The organism is Streptomyces sp. NPDC126497 (assembly GCF_040302425.1).
Lineage (GTDB): Bacteria > Actinomycetota > Actinomycetes > Streptomycetales > Streptomycetaceae > Streptomyces.
In genome coordinates, this window is record NZ_JBEORT010000125.1 from 1 (window position 1) to 18,406 (window position 18,406).

The window sequence follows — 18,406 nt, forward strand, 5'->3', positions numbered from 1 at the left end:
CCTCCGCCTTGCATCTGCACGCACCAAGCCCCGCTCGGGTCGGCCACGACGCACCGTCGGTCGCGGCCGACCTGATCCAAACGAAAGGCCCTAGGACTCGCGGCGGTGACGGCCGGCCGCCGTCCCCCCGCCGTCCTCCTGCGCGGCGGCGGCCCTGCGCTCCTCCTCCGCCCGCTCCTCCGCCTCCATCTCGGCGAAGACGTCGATCGGCGGCGGCGCCTTCGCCAGGAACACCCAGGTCAGGTAGACCGCGAGCAGGAACGGCGGGATCTTCAGCGCGATCAGCACCCAGCCCAGCTGGGTCGTGTCCGCCCACCAGTACAGCGGGAACAGGATCGCGCTCTTGCCGAGCAGGATCAGTCCCCAGGCCCAGCTGGCCTTGGTGTAGGCCTTCTTCCGGCCGGGGTTGCGGGTGCGCCAGGAGAGGTTCTCCTTGAAGACGGGTCCCAGCACCAGGCCGATCAGCGGGACGCCCGCCATCGCCGTGACGATGTACGCCAGGGCCAGGCCCAGGGTGTACAGCATGCCCGGCAGGTAGAAGTCCTTGGCGTTGCCGGTCATCATCGCGAAGACCACGCCGAAGGCCACGCCGAAGACGCCGCTGAAGGCGTGCTTGACGGTGTCCTTGCGCGCCAGCCGGACCACGACCATCACCAGCGACACGGCGAGCGCCGCGATCGCCGACATGTGGAGGTCCTTGTTGACCGTGTAGATGCTGACGAAGAGCAGTCCGGGGAGCACCGTCTCGACCATGCCCCGCACCCCGCCGAACGCCTCGAAGAGGGCGGCTTCGGTCACCGCCCGGGCGTCGTCGGCGGATGTGTCTTCGGTGGTCGGCTTGTCGAGTGACGTCACCGGCTACTCCCGTCCGAGGGGTCTCAGTTCGTATTTCGGATTGAACAGCACCCGGCGGCCCCGGCTCATCGAGATCCGGCCCGATGCGATCAGCCTGCGTCCCGGTTCTATCCCCACGATGGAGCGCCTGCCGAGCCATACCACGTCGAGTGCGGCGGAGCCGTCGAACAGCTCGGCCTCCAGGGCCGGAACCCCCGCGCGCGGCCGCAACGTGACCGTGCGCAAGGTACCAGTAACCGTGACGATCTGCCGGTCACGGCAGTCGCCTATCCGTGTGCAGCCGGCGGTCTCGGCGTCCTCGCGCAGCTCCTCGGACTCCAGGTCCTCCTGAGACGAGGAGAGCCGGTCGAGCATGCGCCGGAACCGGCCCGCCGGCTTCTCGGATCGAGGAACAGCACTCATATCTGAAGCGTACCGGGGCGCACGGACGGTCATGCACCCCCTGCCGCCCCGGCCGGAACGGGCACCGTCCCGGCCGCCGGCCCGGGAACGCCGCCGGCCTTCACCTCTCGAAGCGGTAGCCCATGCCCGGCTCGGTGATCAGGTGCCTCGGACGTGACGGATCCGCCTCCAGCTTCCGCCGCAGCTGTGCCATGTACACGCGCAGGTAGTTCGTCTCGGTGCCGTACGACGGCCCCCACACCTCACGCAGCAGCTGCCTCTGCGGCACCAGCCGCCCGCCGCCGCGCACCAGCGCCTCCAGCAGGTGCCATTCGGTGGGGGTCAGCCGTATGTCCTTGCCGTCGCGGTTGACCTTCTTCGCGGCCAGGTCGACGGTGAAGGCGGCGGTCTCCACCACCGTGTCGCCCCCGTCCCCGGCGGGCTCCGCACGGCGTACGGCGGCCCGCAGGCGGGCCAGCAGTTCGTCCATGCCGAAGGGCTTGGTGACGTAGTCGTCGGCGCCCGCGTCCAGCGCCTGGACCTTCTCACCGGAGGCGTGCCGGGCGGAGAGCACCAGGATCGGCACCCGGCTCCAGCCGCGCAGTCCCCTGATCACCTCGACGCCGTCCATGTCGGGCAGGCCGAGGTCGAGGACGACGACGTCGGGGCGGCGGGCGGCGGCCGCACGGAGGGCGCCGGCGCCGTCGTGGGCGGAGTCTGCCTCGTACGAGCGTGCCCTGAGGTTGATCACGAGGGCGCGCACGATGGCCGGGTCGTCGTCGACCACCAGCACTCGGGTCATGAGGACTGCCTTTCGGGTTCTGCGGCCGCGGGGGCCGGCGGGTTCTCCGGGGGCGCCGCCGCGGCGCGCAGGGTGAGCGCCATCGTGAGGCCGCCGCCGGGGGTGTCCTCGGCGTTCAGGGTGCCGCCCATGGCCTCGGCGAAGCCCCGGGCGACCGCCAGGCCGAGACCCACCCCGGCCCCGCTCGGGGCGTCGCCGTGCCGCTGGAAGGGCGCGAAGATGTCCTCCTTGGCCTCGTCGGGGACGCCGGGGCCGCGGTCCACCACCCGGACCTCGACCCGGTCGGCGAGGGCGCTGGCGGCGACCAGGACGGGCAGGCCGGGAGGACTGTACTTCACGGCGTTCTCGATCACGTTGGCCATCGCCCGCTCCAGCAGCCCCGGGTCGACGGCGACCATGGGCAGGGCCTCGGGGACGTCCAGCACGACGCTGCCCTCGGGCACCCCGCCGAGCGCCTTCGGCACCACCTCGTCCAGGTCGATCCCCCTGATCAGGGGGGTGACGGTGCCGGTGTGCAGCCGGGACATGTCCAGCAGGTTGCCCACCAGGTGGTCCAGGCGGTCGGCGCCGTCCTCGATGCCCGCCAGCAGCTCGGCCCGGTCCTCGGGCGACCACTCGACCTCCTCGGAGCGCAGCGAGGAGACGGCCGCCTTGATCCCGGCCAGCGGGGTGCGCAGGTCGTGGCTGACGGCGGCCAGCAGGGCGGTGCGGATGCGGTTGCCCTCGGCGAGGGCGAGGGCCCGGTCGGCCTGTTCGCGCAGCCTGCGGCGGTCCAGGACGACGGCGGCCTGCGCGGCGAAGGCGCCCAGCACCCTGCGGTCCTCGGCGGGCGGCACCCGGCCGGTGAGCGCCAGCGCCAGGTGGTCGCCGACCGGCACCTCGACGTCCGCGTCCTCGGGCCGTTCGACCGGCCGTCCCCGCCCGGCCCGGCCGGCGCAGGTCCACGGCTCGACGTCGCCCGCGCGCTCGAGCAGGGCGGCGGACTCCATGCCGAAGGTCTCCCGGACCCGCTCCAGCAGGTCCTCCAGGCCGGTCTCCCCGCGCAGCACGTTGCCGGCGAGGAAGGAGAGGATCTCCGACTCGGCGCGCAGCCGGGCCGCCTGGTGGGTGCGCCGGGCCGCGAGGTCGACCACGGACGCCACCGACGCGCCGACCGCGACGAAGATCATGATGCCGATGATGTTCTTCGGGTCGGCGATGCTCCAGTGGCGCAGGGGCGGGGTGTAGAAGTAGTTGAGCAGCAGGGAGCCGACCGCCGCCGAGACGAGGGCCGGCCACAGTCCGCCGAGCAGGGCCGCCGCCACCGTCAGGCTCAGGAACAGCAGCATGTCGTTGGCGAATCCCAGGTCCACGGCGCTGAGCAGCACCGCCAGTACCGCCGGGCCGCCCACGCCGACCGACCAGCCCCAGACCCGCCGGGACCGTCCGAGCCGCGCGCCCCGGGCGCCGGGCAGCCCGCGGCCCTTGGCGACCTCCTCGTGGGTGACGATGTGCACGTCCAGGTCGGGTCCCGAGTCCCGGGCGACGGTCGCGCCGACGCCGGGCCCGAGGACGTACTGCCAGGCCGGGCGGCGCGAGGAGCCGAGCACGATCTGGGTGGCGTTGACGCCGCGCGCGAAGGCGAGCAGGTCGGCCGGTATGTCGTCGCCGACGACGTGGTGGAAGGTGCCGCCGAGGTTCTCCACCAGGGCGCGCTGCTCGACCAGTTCCCGGGGCGAGGCCGCGGTGAGTTCGCCGCTGCGGGAGATGTAGACGGCGAGCAGCTCGCCGCCGGCGCCCTTCTCCGCCAGCCGGGCGGCCCGCCGGAGCAGGGTGCGGCCCTCGGGGCCGCCGGTCAGGCCGACCACGATCCGCTCGCGCGAGCCCCATATCGCCGAGACCCGGTGCTCGCTGCGGTAGCGCTGGAGGTGGGCGTCGACCCGGTCGGCCACCCACAGCAGCGCCAGCTCCCTGAGCGCGGTGAGGTTGCCGGGACGGAAGTAGTTGGAGAGGGCGGCGTCGACCTCGTCCGGCCGGTGGATGTTGCCGTGCGCCATGCGGCGGCGCAGCGCCTCGGGGGTCATGTCGACCAGTTCGATCTGGTCGGCCCTGCGCACCACCTCGTCCGGTACGGTCTCCGCCTCCCGCACCCCGGTGATCGACTCCACGACGTCGCCCAGCGACTCCAGGTGCTGGATGTTGACCGTCGAGAGCACGTCGATCCCGGCGGCGAGCAGTTCCTCGACGTCCTGCCAGCGCTTGGCGTTGCGCGAGCCGGGGGCGTTGGTGTGGGCGAGTTCGTCGACCAGGGCGACCCGGGGGCGGCGGGCGAGGACGGCGTCGAGGTCCATCTCGGTCAGGACGGTCCCGCGGTGCCCGGTCCGCCGGGGCGGGATCCGCTCCAGTCCGTGCAGCAGGGCCTCGGTGCGGGGCCGGCCGTGCGCTTCGGCGAAGGCCACCACGCAGTCGGTGCCGCGCTCCACGCGCCGGTGGGCCTCGGAGAGCATCGCGTACGTCTTGCCGACGCCCGGCGCCGCGCCGAGGTGGATCCGAAGCCTGCCGCGTCCCATGACCTCATTGTCGTCCGGCCCGGCCCCCGGCCGGGCGCGGGGTCCCGGCGGGGGTCAGTGCTCGGTGATCTCGCCGTCGCCCAGTTCCAGGACACGGTCGGCGAGGTCGAGGAGGGTGGTGTCGTGGGTGGCGACGAGCGCGGTGACGTGCTCGCTGCGGACGACCGCGCGCAGCAGCTCCATCACGGCGTGCCCGGTCTCCGCGTCGAGCTGGCCGGTCGGCTCGTCGGCGATGAGGAGGGCCGGGCTGTTGGCGAGGGCGCGGGCGATGGCGACCCGCTGCTGCTGGCCGCCGGACAGCTCGCCGGGGCGCTGGGCCGCGTGGTCGGCGAGCCCTACCAGGGACAGCAGCAGGGCGACGCGTTCCTCCCGCTCGCGCGGGTCGGCGCGGCGCAGCCGCAGCGGGACGCCGACGTTCTCGGCGGCGGTGAGGATGGGGATGAGGCCGAAGGACTGGAAGACGAAGCCGACGCGGTCCCGGCGCAGGGCGAGCAGCCCGTTCTCGTCGAGTTCGGCGAGGTCGCTCCCGTCGACGTGGACCCGGCCCCGGTCGGGGGTGTCGAGACCGCCGACGATGTTCAGCAGGGTGGTCTTGCCGGATCCGGAGCGGCCCTTGAGGGCGACCAGTTCGCCGCGCGGGACCTCGAAGGAGACACCGCGCAGCGCGTGGACGGCGGCGGCTCCGGTGCCGTACGACTTGTGCACGTCCTCGACGCGCACCATGGTCTCGGTGACCACCTGACTCATGCGACCGCCCTCCCCGTGGGACCGGGCGCCAGTATCCCCGCAGGACGCCCGGTGGATCAACGCCCCGGGCCGGGCCCGCCCCGCACCGGCGCCCCGGCCGGACCGCCGCGCACGGCAGGGGGCCGCCCCCTTGCGGACGCGGCCCCCTGAACGGCTCTCCCGGGTACCCGGTCAGCGCACCTCGGTGATCTCCGGTCCGCGCTGGAGCTGGCCCATGCCGCCGGCGAAGCGGGAGCCCCCCTCTTCCTGCTGCACGTTCTCGGGGACCATCTGCGCGTCGTTCGGCAGCTTCAGGACGATCGGGTCGCGCGGGGCCATCGGGCCCTCGCCGCGCACCACGACCGTGTCCCGGAAGATCTGCTCGAGGAGCCCGGCGGCCTGCGGCTGCACCGCGCCCTGGCCCGAGATCACCCCGCGCAGGAACCAGCGGGGGCCGTCCACGCCGACGAACCGCACGACCTGGAAGCCGCCGGTGCCGTCCGGCAGCTGCACCGGCACCTGGGCCCGCAGCTCCCAGCCCAGCGGGCCCTCGACCTCGTCGATGATGCCGCCCTGCTGGGTGATGCCGGCCGCGATCTCCTCGCGCACCTCGCCCCAGATGCCCTCGCGCTTGGGCGCGGCGAAGGCCTGCAGCTGGATGGCGCTGTCGCGCAGCACGACGGTGGCCGCCACGATCGCGTCGCCCGCGACCTCCACGCGCAACTCCATGCCGTCGACTCCGGGCACGAACAGGCCGCCCAGGTCGACCCGGCCCTCGCCGGGCTCCCTGACCTCGGTGCTGTCCCAGGGTCCGTCGGGCCGCGGCGCCGGTTCGAGCCTCAGCCGCTCGGCCTCCTCGCCCGCCTCAGCGTCGACACCGTCGACGACCTGCTCGGCCTCGCCGGCCGCACCCTCGGCGGCATCCTTCTTCTTGCGACGTCCGAACACGTCACTGTCCTTCCCGGTCGGATACGACCGAAGCGTATCGATTCCCACCCGCTGTACCGCCCACGGCGGCCTGAACGCTTGTGCCGCTCTTACCTTCTTCCACCGCGGCGTGGCCGCCGGTGGACCCGAAGCCCCCCTCGGCCCGGACCGAGGGGGGAAGCTCCGCGACCGACACGAAGCGGACCCTCTCGACCTGCTGGACGACCAGTTGGGCAATCCGGTCGAAGCGCTCGAACCGCACGGTCTCGCGCGGGTCGAGATTCACCACGATCACCTTGATCTCCCCACGGTACCCGGCATCAACCGTCCCCGGGGCATTCACCAGGGCGACGCCGCAGCGGGCGGCGAGACCGGATCGCGGGTGCACGAAGGCCGCGTACCCCTCGGGCAGCGCCACAGACACCCCGGTGGGCAGGACGGCCCGCTCGCCGGGGGCCAGTTCACAGGCCTCGGTGGTCCTCAGGTCGGCGCCCGCGTCCCCCGGGTGCTCGTACGCCGGAAGCGGTACGTCGGGGTCGAGGCGCCGGAGCAGCACCTCGAGCACGCCGGGGCGGGGCCCGCTCACGGATTCACCTCGAAGGCGCGGGCGCGCCGCACCTGGTCGGGGTCCTCCATGGCGGCCCGGATCTCCTCGGGGCGGCCGTGGTCGACGAAGTGGTCGACCTTGACCTCGATGAACAGGGCGTCGGCGCGCACCGCGACGGGCCCGCCCGGGCCGTCGAGGCGGCCGGTGGCGGTGCAGTAGATCTTCCGTCCGGCCACCGCCGTCACCTCGGCCTGAAGGTGCAGCACGGTGCCGACCGGCACGGGCCGGACGAAGTCGGTCTCCAGCCTGCCGGTCACCGCGATCGTGCGCAGCAGCCAGTTCAGCGAGCCGAGCGTCTCGTCCAGGGCGGTGGCGAGCACCCCGCCGTGCGCGAGCCCCGGGGCGCCCTGGTGGGCGGGCTGCACGGTGAACTCGGCGGTGATCGACACGCCTTCGCCGGCACGGGCCTCGAGGTGCAGTCCGTGGGGCTGCTCGCCGCCACAGCCGAAACACTGGCCGTAGTGCGCGCCCAGCGGTTCGCCGGGTGCGGGGGCGTCCGGATGGCGCACCGGCCGTACGGCGTCGGCCGGGGGCTGAAGGGCTGCGGAAGTACCACTCACAGCCGCAGACCTTACCCGCGCGCGGGGCCCGTCCCGACACCGTGCCAAGCTTGGATTCATGCAGCTCTCCGCCTCCCCGTACGAAGAACGCCTCACCGCCCCCCGTTCCTGGTGGCTGATCTCCCTCATGGCGGGGGTCTCCCTGGGGCTGATCCTGCTGCCGTTCGGCACGCTGCCGATGCTCGGCGGCCTGGCCGGCGGCACCGCCGCGGCGGCGGTCGTGGCCAGTTCGTACGGCTCGGTGCGCATCCGGGTGGTGGGCGGCCACCTCATCGCCGGCGAGGCGAGGATCCCGGTGTCGGCGCTGGGCGAGGCGGAGGTCCTGGACGCCGAGGAGGCCCGGGCCTGGCGGACCCACAAGGCCGACCCGCGCTGCTTCATGCTGCTGCGGGCGTACGTCCCCGGCGCTCTGCGGGTGGACGTCACGGACCCCGGGGACCCGACCCCCTACCTCTTCCTGTCGACCCGTGAGCCGCAGCGGCTGGCGCAGGCGCTCCGGGCGGCGAAGGAGGGGGCGGCCGCCGGGTAGCGGCGGCGCGGGGAACGGACGGGCGAGGTGCCGCCCGGAGGGCTCACGGGGCCCGGCGTCCGTCGTCCTTCCCCGGCTTCCCCGGGTGGTCGCCGGGTTCCCCGAGTACCTCCTCGGGCAGGGCGTCCTCGGGGCGCTCCAGGGCGGGGAGGGCCGGCAGCGCGTCCCAGGGCACCTGGATCCGCCGCAGGTCGTCCCGGATGCGGGAGGCGAGCTTCCTGGTGTCCCTGCGGTTCATGGCGGCGCCCACGGCCGCTCCCACCAGGAACGGCATCAGGTTCGGCAGGTTGCGGACGGTGCGCTTCATGATCCGCTGGCGCAGTTCGCGCTTCATGCGGCTGTTCAGCGCCGCGTTCACGGTCGAGGGTCTGGTCGCCTCGATCCCGCGCTCCTGGGACCAGGAGTTCAGGTACACGGTGCTGCGCTGGGCGAGGGTGCCGGGCGGCCGTACGCCGTAGACCTCGTGGAGTTCGGCGATCAGCTTCAGTTCGATCGCGGCGACGCCGGTGATCTCGGCGGCCAGCTCCGTCGGCATCGCGGGCGGCACGGGCATCATGGCCGCCGCGCCGACTCCGGCGCCGACCGTCGCCGTGGCCTTCGCGGCGCCCGTCACGAGCTTGTCCGCGAGTTCCTCGGGGCCGAGCCCGGGGAACTGCCGGCGCAGTGTCGCGAGGTCCCGTACGGGCACCCGGGGGGCGATCTCGATGATCCGGTCCGCGAGGTGCGCCAGTCCCGCGCGGGCGTGGGCGCCGCCCCTGCGGGCGCCTTCCAGGGCCTTCTCGCGGATCACGGCGGCCCGTCTGCGCGCCACGGGCGCGGTGACCTCCGGGGATGCCGGGAGGTCACCCCGGCCGGCCGGCGCTTCGAGCGAGGCCGCCCCGGTACCGGTGGGGCCCCGCTCGTGGTCGCGCGCGTCGTGCTGCGGGCCCTCCTGGGGCCCTTGGTCCGCTCCCCTCGCGAAGAAGCGGCGCTTCCGCGGAGGGGTCGAGCCAGTCACGGCCGACCCCGCCTCAGTCGCAGTCGCGGCAGATCGGCTGGCCGTTCTTCTCGCGGGCCAGCTGGCTGCGGTGGTGGACCAGGAAGCAGCTCATGCAGGTGAACTCGTCCTGCTGCTTCGGCAGGACCCGGACGGCCAGCTCCTCGTTCGAGAGGTCGGCTCCGGGCAGTTCCAGGCCCTCGGCGGCCTCGAACTCGTCGACGTCCACGGCCGAGGCCGACTTGTCGTTCCGCCGGGCCTTCAGTTCTTCGAGGCTGTCCGAGTCGACGTCGTCGTCGGTCTTGCGTGGAGTGTCGTAGTCGGTTGCCATGTCACTCTCCCCCTCTGGGTGTATGCGGTGTCTCCAGCGCACGTAACGCGTGAGAGGCCGGACTTGTGCCCGACCTGAGGCGGAGATTTTGCCTCACATCAAGGTCTGTTACTCAATCGACACCCAACCGGACTCCTCATGAGTGATCGGCTTGGATGGCGAGGGGGACCGTACACGGTCCGGACGCCGCCCTCCAAAGGCGCCTCACCGTGTACTTCCCGTGATCAGGGCCCCTGAAAACCGGGACTTTCCCGGCTTTGACGGGGATGCATGATCACGGAGAGTAGGTCGCCGGGAAATCGGTCCTGTGATCGATCACACACGCGGATACCGGAGGAACTCCCCGCGAATTCCGCCCAGAGCGAACGCCCCGTGATGACGGCGACACCTCCTCACATCGGGAGAGTGACACGCATCACGAGGCCGCCCCCCTCGCGCGGCTGTGCGTAGATGTGCCCGCCGTGCGCCCGGGCGACCGACCGCACGATGGACAGGCCCAGTCCGACACCCTTGTCGCTGCCCGTGCGCTCGGTGCGCAGCCGCCGGAACGGCTCGAAGAGGTTGTCGACCTCGTACGCCGGCACCACCGGGCCCGTGTTGGTCACCACCAGGACCGCCTGGCCGTGCTGCGCCTCGGTGGTGACCTCGACCCAGCCGTCCTCGGGCACGTTGTACCGCACGGCGTTCTGCACCAGGTTCAGGGCGATCCGCTCCAGCAGCACGCCGTTGCCCTGGACGACCGCGGGCCGGCGCGCGCCGCGGATCTCGACGCCCTTGGCCTCCGCCTCGCCGTGCACCTGGTCGATCGCCTGGGTGGCCACCTCGGCGAGGTCCACGGGCTTGCGCTCGACGATCTGGTTGTCGCTGCGGGCGAGCAGCAGCAGGCCCTCCACCAGCTGTTCGCTGCGCTCGTTGGTGGACAGCAGCGTCCTGCCCAGCTGCTGCAGCTCCACCGGCGCGCCGGGGTCGGAGAGGTGCACCTCCAGCAGGGTGCGGTTGATCGCCAGCGGGGTGCGCAGCTCGTGCGAGGCGTTGCCCACGAAGCGCTGCTGGGCGGTGAACGCCCGCTGGAGTCGCTCCAGCATGTCGTCGAAGGTGTCGGCCAGTTCCTTCAGCTCGTCGTCCGGGCCGTCCAGCTCGATCCGGCGGGACAGGTCCGAGCCGGCCACCGCGCGGGCGGTGCGGGTGATCCGGCCCAGCGGCGACAGCACCCGGCCGGCCATGGCGTAGCCGAAGGCGAAGGCGATGACGGCGAGGCCCAGCAGGGCCAGCAGGGAGCGGCTGAGCAGGTTGTCCAGGGCGACCTGGCGCTGGTGGTCGATGCACTCGCTGATCAGGGCGTTGAAATCGGGCAACTCCAGGTTGCCGCTGGTGATGCCCTGACAGTCGTTGCTGGCGACCCTCAGGTGGTCGAATTCGACGATCTTGAACAGGGGCTGGCTGCCGGTGCGCAGGGCCTGCGCGGCGAGCAGGTAGATGATCGACAGCAGCAGGATGCCGGCGATCAGGAACATGCCGCCGTACAGCAGGGTGAGCCGTATGCGGATGGTGGGACGCAGCCACGGCAGCGGTGTGGCCGAGCGGGGGTCCCAGGTGGGCTTGGGGGGCGCCGTGGGGGGCGCGGGTGTGGCGGCCATCAGGTATCAGATCCGGTATCCGGAGCCGGGCACGGTCACGATGACCGGCGGCTCCCCCAGTTTGCGGCGCAGGGTCATCACGGTCACCCGCACCACGTTGGTGAACGGGTCGGTGTTCTCGTCCCAGGCCTTCTCCAGCAGCTGCTCCGCGGAGACGACCGCGCCCTCGCTGCGCATCAGCACCTCCAGGACGGCGAACTCCTTCGGCGCGAGCTGGACCTCCCTGCCGTCGCGGAAGACCTCGCGGCGGTTGGGGTCGAGCTTGATCCCGGCACGCTCCAGGACGGGCGGCAGCGGCACGCTCGTGCGCCGTCCCAGGGCGCGCACGCGCGCGATCAGCTCGCTGAACGCGAAGGGCTTGGGGAGGTAGTCGTCGGCGCCGATCTCCAGGCCCTCGACGCGGTCGCTGACGTCGCCGGACGCCGTGAGCATCAGCACGCGGGTGGGCATGCCGAGCTCGACGATCCTGCGGCAGACGTCGTCGCCGTGCACGAGCGGGAGGTCGCGGTCGAGGACGACCACGTCGTAGTCGTTGACGCCGATGCGCTCCAGGGCGGCCGCACCGTCGTACACGACGTCGACGGCCATGGCCTCCCGGCGCAGTCCGGTGGCCACCGCATCGGCGAGCAGCTGCTCGTCCTCGACGACGAGTACGCGCACGTCGCTTGTCCTTCCTCGGGTCCTGCCCACGGTCGGACAGCGCCGCAGGGCGCACTCGGGCAGGGGTACGGGTGGGTGTGTTGCCTCCATCCTGCCCTTTTCGGCCGTAAGTCGGCTGTAAGGCGGGGGAACGGGCGGTGACCGGAGGGTGCGGGACCGGGGAACGTCCGGGCGAACGGGGCGGGAATGCAAGATTTTCTCGCTCCGTGAGGTTTCCCCGGGAGGGAGCTTGGGGAGGACGGGTTTTACATCCCGCGATCACGCTCTGCACGTACCGCGCCACCATGCGGTACGTAAGAGTCCGCTTCCGCAGAGCGGGCGTGGGTGTCCGGCACCGTCGCCGCCCGGCCGGGTGGCGCTGGGCACCCGCTCCGGACGTGATCGTCCCTTCCCGACGGCACACCCCCGTGCCACCGACCCACCGACCCAGGACGAGGGGGCGCAGCATGGACGCATTCACCGCAGGACTTCTGCAGCGCATAAAGGCGACCGAGTCCGATCTGTCGCGCGCCCGCGACGAGGGCGACGACTTCCTCGCCGACGTGGAGCAGGGCGAGCTCGACGACCTGCGCCGCCTCGCCGCCGAACACGGCGTGGAGGTCGGCGCGTACAGCGTCTGACCGACGTGCGCAGGACGGGCCCCGGCGAATCCAGCGCCGGGGCCCGTCCTGTTGTCCGTTCCCTCTGCGTCCACGGAAGGGGCCTCGTCCGTCGCGCCGACGGGCCCGGCCGGCGCCCGTCAGTCGTGCCAGGCGCCGTGCTCCTCCAGGAGGCGCTGGAGCGGCCCGAAGACGCCCGGGGTGGCCGCGACCGTGAGGTCCCAGGAGGGGCGGTCTCCGGGGCGGCCGCCGGTCAGGGCGCCCGCCTCGCGGGCGATCAGGTCACCGGCGGCCAGGTCCCAGGGGTGCAGCCCGCGCTCGTAGTAGCCGTCCAGGCGCCCCGCGGCGAGGTCGCACAGGTCGATCGCGGCCGAGCCGCCGCGCCGGATGTCCCGCAGCAGGGGGATCAGCCGCCGCGCCACGTCGGCCTGGTGGGTGCGGACCTCGGTGACGTAGTTGAATCCGGTCGACACCAGGGCCTGGTCCAGGGGCGGCGAGGGGCGGCAGGTCAGCCGCCGCTCGCCGTCCCAGGCGCCGGTGGCCCAGGCGCCGCCGCCGCGCACCGCGTGGTACGCCTCGCCGCGCATGGGCGCCGCGACCGCCCCGGCCACGGTCTCGCCGTCCTGCTCGGCGGCGATGGAGACGGACCAGGTGGGCAGGCCGTACAGGTAGTTGACCGTGCCGTCGAGCGGGTCGATCACCCAGCGGACGCCGCTGCTGCCCTCGGTGGAGGCGCCTTCCTCACCGAGGAAGCCGTCCTCCGGACGGCGCTCGGCGATCAGCGTGGTGATCAGCTTTTCGGCCGCGAGGTCCATCTCGGTGACGACGTCGATCGGGCTGGACTTGGTCGCGGCGACCGCGAGGTCGGCCGGGCGGCCGTCCCGCAGCAGCTCGCCCGCGCGGCGGGCCGCCTCCCGGGCGAGTTCCAGCAGTTCCGCGTGCAGGGGGTCGGTCACGGCGCTCCTCAGGCGTAGGGGCTGTCGGCGCCCGCGGCGGCGGGACGCGGGGTGCGGGCCGGGCAGCAGCCCACCGGGCAGAGGTCGTGGCTCGCGCCGAGCGCGCCCAGGGCGCACGGCCTGACGTCCTGCCCGCGTTCGGCGCCGGCGCGCTCCAGGACCAGCTCGCGGATCGCGGCGGCGAACCGCGGGTCGGCGCCGACGGTCGCCGAGCGGCGCACCGGCAGGCCCAGCTCCCGCGCCTTGGCCGTGGCCTCGGTGTCGAGGTCGTAGATGACCTCCATGTGGTCGGAGACGAAGCCGATGGGGGCCATCACCACGGCCGGCACCCCGGCCGCGTGCCGCTCCTCGAGATGGTCGCAGATGTCGGGTTCCAGCCAGGGGACGTGCGGGGCGCCGGAGCGGGACTGGTAGACGAGCTGCCAGGGGTGGTCGACGCCGGTGCGTTCGCGGACGGCGTCGGCGATCACCCGGGCCACGTCCAGGTGCTGCCGGACGTACGCGCCGCCGTCGCCGTGCTCCTCGGCCGGGCCGGAGGTGTCGGCGGCGGAGGTGGGGATGGAGTGGGTGCAGAAGGCGATCTGCGCGCCGTCCCGGACGTCCTCGGGCAGCTCGGCGAGCGACCGGAGGACCCCGTCGACCATGGGCTCGACGAAGCCGGGGTGGTTGAAGTAGTGCCGCAGCTTGTCGACCTTCGGCGGCTCCAGCCCCTCCTGCTCCAGGGTCGCGAGGGCGTCGGCGAGGTTCTCGCGGTACTGGCGGCAGCCGGAGTACGAGGCGTAGGCGCTGGTGGCCAGGACGAGGATGCGGCGGCGTCCGTCCCGGACCATCTCGCGCAGGGCGTCGGTGAGGTAGGGCGCCCAGTTGCGGTTGCCCCAGTAGACCGGCAGGTCCAGGCCGTGGCCGGCGAAGTCCTCGCGCAGCGCGTCCAGCAGGGCGCGGTTCTGGTCGTTGATGGGGCTGATCCCGCCGAAGAGGAAGTAGTGCTGCCCGACCTCCTTGAGGCGTTCCTTGGGGATGCCGCGCCCGCGCGTCACGTTCTCCAGGAACGGGACCACGTCGTCCGGGCCTTCGGGACCACCGAAAGAGAGCAGGAGCAGGGCGTCGTAGGGGCTGGCATCGAGCACGTCAGGCATGTCTCGATCCTGCCACCCGGCACCGGCGGGCGGGATGCGGGGCAGGCGTGTCACCGGGTACGACGCGGCGGGTGCGGGCGCGCGGCAGGTGTATTAGGGTTACCTAACCCGTAAGTCGCCTCCCCTGCGATCGCACCTTACCGAGATCTTCGGAGACCCCGTGCCCAGCCCCTACCGCGCCCTGTTCGCCGCCCCCGGCAGCAAGGCCTTCTCCGCCGCGGGGTTCCTCGGCCGGATGCCGCTGTCCATGATGGGCATCGGCGTGGTGACGATGATCTCCCAGCTCACCGGGGAGTACGGGCTGGCCGGCGCGCTGTCGGCGACCATCGCGCTGGCCGCCGCCGTGGCGGGCCCGCAGGTCTCGCGCCTGGTGGACCGGTACGGGCAGCGGCGGGTGCTGCGCCCGGCGACGCTGGTCTCGCTCGCCGCGGCGGCGGTGCTGCTGTGCGCCGCGCACTACGGCTGGCCGGACTGGGTGCTGTTCGTCGCGTGCGTCGGGATCGGCTGCGTGCCGAGCGTCGGCGCGATGGTCCGGGCCCGTTGGGCCGCCCTGTACCGGGGCACCCCGACGCTGCACACCGCGTACTCGTTCGAGTCCGTGGTGGACGAGGTGTGCTTCATCTTCGGGCCGATCGTCTCCATCGGACTGTCCACGGCCTGGTTCCCGGAGGCCGGTCCGCTGCTCGCGGCCTGCTTCCTGGCGGCCGGCGTCTTCTGGCTGACCGCGCAGCGCGCCACCGAGCCCGTACCGCATCCGCGCGAGGAGCGGAGCGGCGGCACGGCGCTGCGCGCCCCCGGCCTCCAGGTGCTGGTCGCGACGTTCGTGGCGACGGGGACCGTCTTCGGCGCCGTGGACGTGGTCACCGTGGCCTTCGCCGAGGAGGAGGGGCACAAGGCCGCCGCGAGCGTGGTGCTCGCCGTGTACGCGCTGGGTTCCTGCGTGGCGGGCGTCGTCTTCGGGCTGCTGCGCTTCGCGGGGGCGCCGGAACGTCGTTGGTTGCTGGGCGTGTGCGCCATGGCCGTGAGTATGATCCCACTCCTACTGGTCGGGAACCTGCCGTTCCTGGCCGTGGCGCTGTTCGTTGCGGGTCTGTCCATCGCTCCGACGATGATCACGACGATGTCCCTCATCGAAGAGCACGTACCACGCGCGCAGCTCACCGAGGGCATGACCTGGGTGAGCACCGGACTGGCGGTCGGGATCGCCGCCGGCTCCTCCGTGGCCGGGTGGGTGATCGACGCGGCCGGGGCGCGCGCCGGGTACGGGGTTCCGGCGGCGGCCGGGGCCGTCGCGGTCGCGGTGGGTTTCCTCGGGTACCGCCGGCTCAGGCAGCCGGCCTCGGTTCGGGGAGGCTCCGTTGGGCAGCACGGCGAGCACGAGGAACGGCACGTGGCGTAACTGGGGCGGCAACGTCGCCGTCCGTCCCGCGCGGGAGGCCGCGCCCGCCTCCGTCGAGGAACTGGCCGCCGCCGTGCGCCGGGCCGCCGAGGACGGCATGCCGGTGAAGGCGGGCGGCACCGGGCACTCCTTCACCTCCATAGCGGCCACCGACGGCCTGCTGATCCGGCCTCACCTGCTGACCGGCATCCGGCACATCGACCGCGCGGCCGGCACCGTCACGGTCGAGGCCGGCACCCCGCTCAGGCGGCTGAACCTGGCCCTCGCCCGGGAGGGCCTGTCGCTGACCAACATGGGCGACATCATGGAACAGACGGTCTCCGGGGCCACCAGCACGGGCACCCACGGCACGGGCCGCGACTCCGCCTCCCTCGCCGCCCAGATCCGGGGCCTGGAACTGGTCACCGCCGACGGATCGGTGCTCACCTGCTCCCAGCGGGAGAACCCGGACGTCTTCGCGGCCGCCCGGATCGGACTCGGCGCCCTCGGCGTCGTCACCGCGATCACCTTCGCCGTGGAGCCGGTCTTCCTGCTCACCGCCCGCGAGGAGCCGATGCCCCTCGACCGGGTCTGCGCCGAGTTCGACCAGCTGTACGCCGAGAACGAGCACTTCGAGTTCTACTGGTTCCCGCACACCGGCAACACCAACACCAAGCGCAACAACCGCAGCGCGGGCCCGGAACGGCCGGTCCCGCGGCTCAGGGGCTGGTTCGAGGACGAGTTCCTCTCCAACGGCGCCTTCCAGGCGGTCAACTGGGTCGGCCGCGCGGTGCCCGCGACCGTCCCGGTCATCGCGCGGATCTCCAGCAGGGCACTGTCCGCGCGGACCTACACCGACCTCCCGTACAAGGTGTTCACCTCGCCGCGCCGGGTGCGCTTCGTGGAGATGGAGTACGCCGTTCCGCGCGCGGCCCTGGTGGAGACGCTGCGGGAGCTGAAGGCGATGGTCGACCGCTCACCGCTGCGGGTGAGCTTCCCCGTCGAGGTGCGCACCGCGCCGGCCGACGACATCGCGCTGTCCACCGCGTCCGGCCGGGACAGCGCCTACATCGCCGTCCACATGTTCAAGGGGACCCCCTACCGGGGGTACTTCACCGCGGCCGAGCGCATCTTCACCGCCCACGAGGGGCGGCCCCACTGGGGGAAGATCCACACCCGCGACGCCGATTACCTCTCCCGGGTGTATCCGCGCTTCGCGGAGTTCACGGCGCTGCGGGACCGGCTCGACCCGGAACGCCGCTTCCGGAACGACTACTTGCGGCGGGTACTGGGGTCGTAGAGGATGCGTTGCGCGGCGTGCCAATCCACGCAGGTGGCCCAAATGGAGTACTCTTGCGAGCCCTGGGTCCGGTCTCCCGTCAGGGTGCCCGGGACCGTGAAGGACCGCCGGGAGGGGGCTAGGTGCACAGGGTGACGCGGTGTGTCACTCAGCGTTGCGAACAGGTAACCGTGCCATAACGGCGATCCAGGGCCCGCGCCCGACACGCCGGGCAGAACGGCAAGGTTGTGGCAGGCTGCACCCGGGCAGGCCACACTCGACTAGCGGAAGCAGCGACGCACGTGACGTCGGCAGGCACCACCCGGGAGGTCCCCATGCCCGAACTGCGTGTCGTGGCCGTCTCGAATGACGGCACACGGCTGGTGCTGAAGGCTGCGGACAGCACGGAGTACACGCTTCCGATCGACGAACGGCTCCGCGCCGCCGTGCGCGGCGACCGTCCCCGCCTCGGCCAGATCGAGATCGAGGTGGAGAGCCATCTCCGCCCCCGCGACATCCAGGCGCGCATAAGGGCCGGCGCGACCGCGGAAGAGGTCGCGCAGATGGCCGGCATCCCCGTGGACCGCGTACGCCGCTTCGAGGGGCCCGTCCTCGCCGAGCGCGCGTTCATGGCCGAGCGCGCCCGCAAGACCCCGGTCCGACGCCCCGGTGAGAACTCCGGTCCCCCGCTGGGTGAGGCGGTGCAGGAGCGGCTGCTGCTGCGCGGCGCCGAGAAGGACACCGTCCAGTGGGACTCCTGGCGCCGCGACGACGGCACCTGGGAGGTGCTGCTGGTCTACCGGGTGGCGGGCGAGCCGCACTCGGCGAGCTGGACGTACGACCCGCCCCGGCGGCTGGTCCAGGCCGTCGACGACGAGGCGCGCTCGCTGATCGGCGAGTCCGACGACCTCGCCGCGCCCGAGCCCAGCTTCCCGTTCGTGCCGCGCATCGCCCGGCTGCCGCGGGACCGCCCGCTCGACCGTCCCGGCGACCGCGAGCGGCCGAGCCTGCCCGCGCAGGCGTCCGAGCCCGAGGAGGAGTCCCTGGCGGTCACGGCGTCGGGCGAACGGGACTCGCTGACCAGCCTGCTGGAGGCGGTGCCGAACTTCCGGGGCGACCTGGTCGTCCCGGAGCGCGTGTCCGAGACCGCCCCCGAGGAGCCGGATCCCGAGCCCGAGGCGGAGGAGCCGCCGGCCCCCGCGGCCTCGGCCGGGTCCGCGTACGCGGACGTCCTCATGCCGCGTTCCGTCAGCAGCCACCGGGACCGGCTCATCGGCTCGACCGACCGTCAGGCCGAGGCGGACGGCGTCCGTCCGGGCCGTCGCGCGGCGGTGCCGAGCTGGGACGAGATCGTGTTCGGGACGCGGCGGAAGAAGCAGGAGTAACGCGTTCGGACGGTCCGCGTCCGCGGCCGGCCGACGTGACGCCGAGGGGCGCCCGCCGTGGGGCGGGCCCCCCACGGCGCGCAGCACGGCCGGCAACCCCGGGTCCCGTCCCACCCCGACCCGCCGCCCGGGG

19 protein-coding genes are annotated in these 18,406 nt (G+C 73.1%); 5 read left to right on the forward strand and 14 right to left on the reverse strand.

The genetic code is table 11. The annotated features are described in order from the left end of the window. Positions 1 to 90: 90 nt before the first annotated feature. From ABTY20_RS31760 to ABTY20_RS31795, 8 genes are all read right to left on the reverse strand, one after another. A complete protein-coding gene (locus ABTY20_RS31760; protein ID WP_352000606.1) occupies positions 91 to 855 on the reverse strand; it encodes a DUF3159 domain-containing protein in 765 nt (254 codons plus the stop codon). Between the two features lie 3 nt (positions 856 to 858). Then, positions 859 to 1,257: an OB-fold nucleic acid binding domain-containing protein gene (locus tag ABTY20_RS31765; protein WP_004924415.1), complete on the reverse strand. Its 399-nt coding sequence runs from the start codon at positions 1,255 to 1,257 to the stop codon at positions 859 to 861. A 100-nt stretch (positions 1,258 to 1,357) separates the two neighbouring features. Next, positions 1,358 to 2,038 (reverse strand): response regulator, encoded by a 681-nt coding sequence (locus tag ABTY20_RS31770; RefSeq protein WP_352000607.1) that lies wholly within the window; start codon positions 2,036 to 2,038, stop codon positions 1,358 to 1,360. Then, positions 2,035 to 4,587 carry a DUF4118 domain-containing protein gene (locus tag ABTY20_RS31775; protein ID WP_352000608.1) on the reverse strand — a complete coding sequence of 851 codons (2,553 nt, stop codon included), beginning with the start codon at positions 4,585 to 4,587 and terminating at the stop codon, positions 2,035 to 2,037. Before ABTY20_RS31775 ends, ABTY20_RS31770 begins: the two co-directional genes overlap by 4 nt. 54 nt (positions 4,588 to 4,641) lie before the next feature. Further along, complete coding sequence (locus tag ABTY20_RS31780; RefSeq protein ID WP_352000609.1) at positions 4,642 to 5,334, reverse strand: ABC transporter ATP-binding protein; 693 nt, start codon at positions 5,332 to 5,334, stop codon at positions 4,642 to 4,644. Positions 5,335 to 5,505: 171 nt separating this feature from the next. Continuing rightward, a complete protein-coding gene (locus ABTY20_RS31785; protein ID WP_352000610.1) occupies positions 5,506 to 6,261 on the reverse strand; it encodes a DUF3710 domain-containing protein in 756 nt (251 codons plus the stop codon). A gap of 1 nt (position 6,262) precedes the next feature. Next, positions 6,263 to 6,826 carry a dUTP diphosphatase gene (dut, locus tag ABTY20_RS31790; RefSeq protein ID WP_352000611.1) on the reverse strand — a complete coding sequence of 188 codons (564 nt, stop codon included), beginning with the start codon at positions 6,824 to 6,826 and terminating at the stop codon, positions 6,263 to 6,265. Then, positions 6,823 to 7,407, reverse strand: coding sequence for a PaaI family thioesterase (locus tag ABTY20_RS31795; RefSeq protein ID WP_352000612.1), 585 nt, complete (start codon positions 7,405 to 7,407; stop codon positions 6,823 to 6,825). The genes dut and ABTY20_RS31795 overlap by 4 nt, the downstream gene beginning before the upstream one ends. Before the next feature lie 58 nt (positions 7,408 to 7,465). On the opposite strand from ABTY20_RS31795, the gene ABTY20_RS31800 reads away from it, so the two are divergent. Continuing rightward, on the forward strand, positions 7,466 to 7,936 hold the full coding sequence (locus tag ABTY20_RS31800) for a DUF3093 domain-containing protein (RefSeq protein WP_352000613.1): 471 nt from the start codon (positions 7,466 to 7,468) through the stop codon (positions 7,934 to 7,936). Positions 7,937 to 7,979: 43 nt separating this feature from the next. Here ABTY20_RS31800 and ABTY20_RS31805 read toward each other — a convergent pair whose 3' ends face one another. From ABTY20_RS31805 to ABTY20_RS31820, 4 genes are all read right to left on the reverse strand, one after another. After that, a complete protein-coding gene (locus ABTY20_RS31805; RefSeq protein ID WP_352000614.1) occupies positions 7,980 to 8,933 on the reverse strand; it encodes a hypothetical protein in 954 nt (317 codons plus the stop codon). Between the two features lie 13 nt (positions 8,934 to 8,946). Then, on the reverse strand, positions 8,947 to 9,243 hold the full coding sequence (locus ABTY20_RS31810) for a DUF4193 domain-containing protein (RefSeq protein ID WP_003993510.1): 297 nt from the start codon (positions 9,241 to 9,243) through the stop codon (positions 8,947 to 8,949). 392 nt (positions 9,244 to 9,635) lie between these two features. Further along, positions 9,636 to 10,880 (reverse strand): sensor histidine kinase, encoded by a 1,245-nt coding sequence (locus ABTY20_RS31815; protein WP_352000615.1) that lies wholly within the window; start codon positions 10,878 to 10,880, stop codon positions 9,636 to 9,638. Positions 10,881 to 10,886: 6 nt separating this feature from the next. Continuing rightward, entirely contained in the window at positions 10,887 to 11,540 is a 654-nt protein-coding gene (locus ABTY20_RS31820) for a response regulator transcription factor (protein WP_004982445.1), read from the reverse strand. A gap of 446 nt (positions 11,541 to 11,986) precedes the next feature. Between ABTY20_RS31820 and ABTY20_RS31825 the strand changes: the two genes are divergently transcribed. Continuing rightward, positions 11,987 to 12,160 (forward strand): hypothetical protein, encoded by a 174-nt coding sequence (locus ABTY20_RS31825; RefSeq protein ID WP_352000616.1) that lies wholly within the window; start codon positions 11,987 to 11,989, stop codon positions 12,158 to 12,160. A 119-nt stretch (positions 12,161 to 12,279) separates the two neighbouring features. Here ABTY20_RS31825 and ABTY20_RS31830 read toward each other — a convergent pair whose 3' ends face one another. Both ABTY20_RS31830 and ABTY20_RS31835 read right to left on the reverse strand, forming a co-directional pair. Continuing rightward, positions 12,280 to 13,095 (reverse strand): inositol monophosphatase family protein, encoded by an 816-nt coding sequence (locus ABTY20_RS31830; RefSeq protein WP_352000617.1) that lies wholly within the window; start codon positions 13,093 to 13,095, stop codon positions 12,280 to 12,282. 8 nt (positions 13,096 to 13,103) lie between these two features. After that, complete coding sequence (locus tag ABTY20_RS31835) at positions 13,104 to 14,231, reverse strand: ferrochelatase (protein WP_352000618.1); 1,128 nt, start codon at positions 14,229 to 14,231, stop codon at positions 13,104 to 13,106. A gap of 160 nt (positions 14,232 to 14,391) precedes the next feature. Between ABTY20_RS31835 and ABTY20_RS31840 the strand changes: the two genes are divergently transcribed. The 3 genes from ABTY20_RS31840 to sepH all read left to right on the forward strand — a co-directional run bounded on the left by ABTY20_RS31840 (position 14,392) and on the right by sepH (position 18,273). Continuing rightward, positions 14,392 to 15,630: an MFS transporter gene (locus tag ABTY20_RS31840; RefSeq protein ID WP_352000619.1), complete on the forward strand. Its 1,239-nt coding sequence runs from the start codon at positions 14,392 to 14,394 to the stop codon at positions 15,628 to 15,630. Then, positions 15,590 to 16,909, forward strand: coding sequence for a D-arabinono-1,4-lactone oxidase (locus tag ABTY20_RS31845; protein ID WP_352000620.1), 1,320 nt, complete (start codon positions 15,590 to 15,592; stop codon positions 16,907 to 16,909). The genes ABTY20_RS31840 and ABTY20_RS31845 overlap by 41 nt, the downstream gene beginning before the upstream one ends. A 314-nt stretch (positions 16,910 to 17,223) precedes the next feature. Then, a complete protein-coding gene (gene sepH, locus ABTY20_RS31850) occupies positions 17,224 to 18,273 on the forward strand; it encodes a septation protein SepH (RefSeq protein ID WP_352000621.1) in 1,050 nt (349 codons plus the stop codon). Positions 18,274 to 18,406: the final 133 nt, after the last annotated feature.

Coding starts and splice junctions, on each gene's coding strand:
- ABTY20_RS31765 (WP_004924415.1), bottom strand. CDS start 1,257: ATGAGTGCTGTTCCTCGATCCGAGAAGCCGGCGGGCCGGTTCCGGCGC.
- ABTY20_RS31770 (WP_352000607.1), bottom strand. CDS start 2,038: ATGACCCGAGTGCTGGTGGTCGACGACGACCCGGCCATCGTGCGCGCC.
- ABTY20_RS31775 (WP_352000608.1), bottom strand. CDS start 4,587: ATGGGACGCGGCAGGCTTCGGATCCACCTCGGCGCGGCGCCGGGCGTC.
- ABTY20_RS31780 (WP_352000609.1), bottom strand. CDS start 5,334: ATGAGTCAGGTGGTCACCGAGACCATGGTGCGCGTCGAGGACGTGCAC.
- ABTY20_RS31800 (WP_352000613.1), top strand. CDS start 7,466: ATGCAGCTCTCCGCCTCCCCGTACGAAGAACGCCTCACCGCCCCCCGT.
- ABTY20_RS31810 (WP_003993510.1), bottom strand. CDS start 9,243: ATGGCAACCGACTACGACACTCCACGCAAGACCGACGACGACGTCGAC.
- ABTY20_RS31815 (WP_352000615.1), bottom strand. CDS start 10,880: ATGGCCGCCACACCCGCGCCCCCCACGGCGCCCCCCAAGCCCACCTGG.
- ABTY20_RS31825 (WP_352000616.1), top strand. CDS start 11,987: ATGGACGCATTCACCGCAGGACTTCTGCAGCGCATAAAGGCGACCGAG.
- ABTY20_RS31835 (WP_352000618.1), bottom strand. CDS start 14,231: ATGCCTGACGTGCTCGATGCCAGCCCCTACGACGCCCTGCTCCTGCTC.
- sepH (WP_352000621.1), top strand. CDS start 17,224: ATGCCCGAACTGCGTGTCGTGGCCGTCTCGAATGACGGCACACGGCTG.